The following is a 3,152-nucleotide window of genomic DNA, read 5'->3' as shown; positions in this document are numbered from 1 at the left end:
GGCTCCGCCCCCGACGCCGGGTCCGGCGGTCCCGGGGGCGTGCCCGCGTGCTGTTCGAGTGCCATCATCCGCTCCGTGTCAGCGCCGTCCGCTGCGGCTGCCGGTGCCGGGAGCCGCACCGGGAGCCGTACCGGCGGACGTTCCGCCGTGCAGACGGGTACGGCCCGCGGTGTGCCGGAGTTCAGCCCGAAGCGGCCGAACCCGTCCCCGGCCCGCTCAGGTTCCGGCGCGGGAGGCCGGTTCCTCCCGCGGGCCGGGCAGCGCGCTCGCGGGGACGACGAGCCCGGCGCGGTCCCGGGTGGCCGCGACCAGTGCCGCGTTGCGCTGGTCGGAGCGCATCACCCAGGCCACCGCCGCCTCGTGCGACTTGCCGAACTCCTCGTGCCGGGCGAGCAGCCGCCGCAGCCGCTCCGCCTCGTCCGGCGCGCAGAACCACACCTCGTCGAGCTGCGCCCGCACGCGCGTCCACGCGCCCGTGTCCAGCAGCAGGTAGTTCCCCTCGGTGACGATCAGCCGGGCCGCCGGCTCCACCGGCACGGCCCCCGCGATCGGCTGTTCGAGGACGCGCTCGAAGCCCGGCGCGTACACGACGGCGCCGTCGCCCGGCTCCCGCAGCCGCCCCAGGAGCGCCGCGTAGCCCGCCGCGTCGAAGGTCTCGGGCGCCCCCTTGCGGTCGCGCAGCCCGAGCCGGTCCAGCTCCGCGTCGGCGAGGTGGAATCCGTCCATGGGCACGTGCGCCGCCCACGGCGGCCCGCCGCCGTTCAGGTCGCGCACCAGGCGTTCGGCGAGGGTCGTCTTGCCCGAACCGGGGCTGCCCGCGATGCCGAGGACGGCGCGGCGGCCGTCGCGGGGCAGGGACCCGGCGCGGGCGAGGAGGTCTTCGTAGGTCGGGGTCACACAGCCGAGTGTGGCATCCGGGCGGCCTCGCCCGCCGGGCCCGCGCCGGGGCCCCGCACGGCGCCGCCGGCCCCGGACGCGCCCCTCCCCGCCTGGCCGAACCCCTCGCGCCGGAAGCGTCACCCTCGCGCTAGTTTGTTCCTGTTCTCGCACGGTCTCGCATGTTCTCGCATGGTTTGCGTGACGTGCGTGCTGACGTTCCGGCGATCCCCGCCGACCCCTCGCCGGGCCACGGGGACGACAGGCCCCGCGGCGTGTGGGGGGTGAGGGATGGACGATGGCCCAGGGCACACAGCCGACGCTCGTGCGCGGCGGACGGCGCACCCCGCGAACCGTGCCCCCGAGGCGGTGGCCGCCCCGCGGCGCGGCCCCGCCGGCGGCCGTCGCCGCCGCGTTCACCCTCGCCCAACTCCTGCTCGTACGGCCCACGATGGGCCTCGGCTGGGACGAGATCGTCTACGTCAGCCAGGCGGGCGACGCCGCGCCGGCCGCGTTCTTCAGCGCCCCCCGCGCGCGAGGCGTGTCCCTGCTGGTGTGGCCCGTCGCCTCCTGGTCGTCGTCCACCGCGCTGCTGCGCGTCTACCTCGCGGTCCTGTCCGGACTCGGCCTCCACCTCGCCCTGCGCGCCTGGCGGGGCCTGTTCCCGACCCGTGTCCTCGCGGGCGCCGGAGCGTTCTTCGCCACCCTGTGGGTGACCCTCTTCTACGGGCCGCAGGCCATGCCCAACCTCTGGGTCGCGTTCGGCGCGCTGATCTGCGTCGGCTGCTTCCTGCGGGCCCGCGCCGGCCTCCTGCCCGACCGGCGGGCCCTGTGGGGCGTCTTCGCGGCCGCCGCCCTGATGGCGTGGATGCGGCCCACCGACGCCGTCTGGGTCACGGTGCCGCTGCTCCTCCTCGCCGTCGCGGGCCGCCACCGGCGGCTCGGCGCCTTCCTCGCCGCGGGCCTCGCCGCCGGGGCCCTGGAGTGGGTCGTCGAGGCGTACGCCGCGTACGGCGGCCTGCGCGAGCGGCTGAACGAGGCCTCCCGCATCCAGGGCGACCTGGGCTGGAACCTCGCCGTCGACGACCAGATGCGCAGCCTCGCCGGCATCACGCTGTGCCGGCCCTGCAACGCCGAGATGCCCTATCCGACCGTCTACCTCTGGTGGTTCGCCCTTCCGCTCCTCGCCGGCTACGCCCTGACGCTCGCCGTCCGGGCCGGGCGCACCCCCCGCACCCTGCTCCCGCTCGCCTGCGCCACCACGGCCGCCGTCCCCTACCTGTTCCTCATCGGCTACGCGGCCCCCCGCTTCCTCCTGCCCGCCTACGCGCTGCTCGCCCTCCCCGTCGCCGACGCGCTGGCGCACCTTCTCGCCCCCCGCGGCCGGTGGCGCCCGGTGGCCGCCGCTGCGGTCGGACTGGCCCTCGCGGGCCATCTCACCGTGCAGTACGTCGTCCTGGAGCGCACCGTCGCGCGCATCACCGCCGCCCGCGTCGACTGGGCGCGCTCCGCGGCGGGACTCCACCGGCTCGGCGTACGGCCGCCGTGCCTGCTCACCGGATACGACTCCGTCCCCGTCGCGTACTACACCGGCTGCGCCTCCGGCGCGGTGAGCGGCCACAACGCCAACACCACCCTGTCCGCGATCCTGCGCACCACGCGCGAGGTCCCGGTCGGCGTCCTCAGCAGGCCCGGCGGCACACCGCCGCGCCACGCCCGGGACTGGCCGCGGCACCGGCTCGCCGGACTGGACGTCCGCGTCGCCCCCGCGCCGGGCGCGGGCGGACCTGAATGACGCCGCAACCGGCGCTCACCGCACCCCGCCGGGGGCACGCCCCCTGGCACACCGCCCTCACCCTCGTGGTCCTGCTGGCCGCCGCCTATCTGGTCCGGCGCCACTGGCCGGTGCTGCACAGCGGCGCCGTCCGGCTCACCCTCGCCGACCAGGGATGGCTGCTGGCAGCCGGCGTCGCCGCCCTCGCGACGTGGCCCTGCGCGGCGCTGGCCCAGCAGGGCGCGGTGCCGGGACGGCTGCCGCAAGGGCGGCTCCTGGCAGGCCAGTTCGCCGCCACGGCCGCCAACCAGGTGCTGCCCGCGGGCCTCGGCGGCGGCGTGGTGAACCTGCGTCTGCTGACGCGCTGCGGACTGCCGTTCGCCGCCGCCGCGACCGCGATCACCGTCAAGGGGACCGCGGGGGCGCTCGTGCGGGCCGCCCTGATCGCCGGCCTCCTCGCGGTCTGCCCCGGGGTCCTGCGCGTGCCGCCCGCCGGCGGGGC

At 77.4% G+C, this 3,152-nt stretch carries 3 protein-coding genes; 2 read left to right on the top strand and 1 reads right to left on the bottom strand.

All coding sequences use genetic code 11. The annotated features are described in order from the left end of the window. Nucleotides 1-216 precede the first annotated feature (216 nt). Nucleotides 217-897, bottom strand: a complete 681-nt coding sequence (locus tag SZN_RS36420; RefSeq protein WP_007505646.1) for a nucleoside/nucleotide kinase family protein — start codon at nucleotides 895-897, stop codon at nucleotides 217-219. Between the two features lie 277 nt (nucleotides 898-1,174). Between SZN_RS36420 and SZN_RS36415 the strand changes: the two genes are divergently transcribed. Together SZN_RS36415 and SZN_RS36410 are read left to right on the top strand one after the other, a co-directional pair. After that, complete coding sequence (locus SZN_RS36415) at nucleotides 1,175-2,671, top strand: hypothetical protein (RefSeq protein ID WP_007505644.1); 1,497 nt, start codon at nucleotides 1,175-1,177, stop codon at nucleotides 2,669-2,671. Then, a partial coding sequence (locus tag SZN_RS36410; protein WP_007505642.1) for a lysylphosphatidylglycerol synthase domain-containing protein occupies nucleotides 2,668-3,152 on the top strand: 485 nt, incomplete at its 3' end. The genes SZN_RS36415 and SZN_RS36410, both read left to right, overlap by 4 nt.

Origin of the sequence: Streptomyces zinciresistens K42 (assembly GCF_000225525.1) — a bacterium.
In the GTDB taxonomy this organism is placed as follows: domain Bacteria; phylum Actinomycetota; class Actinomycetes; order Streptomycetales; family Streptomycetaceae; genus Streptomyces; species Streptomyces zinciresistens.
Note: the sequence above shows the minus strand (reverse complement) of the source record. Positions and strands in the feature narration are given on the sequence as shown.

What these genes read in the sequence shown, in the direction of transcription:
- SZN_RS36415 (WP_007505644.1), top strand. Translation starts at nt 1,175, where the DNA reads ATGGCCCAGGGCACACAGCCGACGCTCGTGCGCGGCGGACGGCGCACC.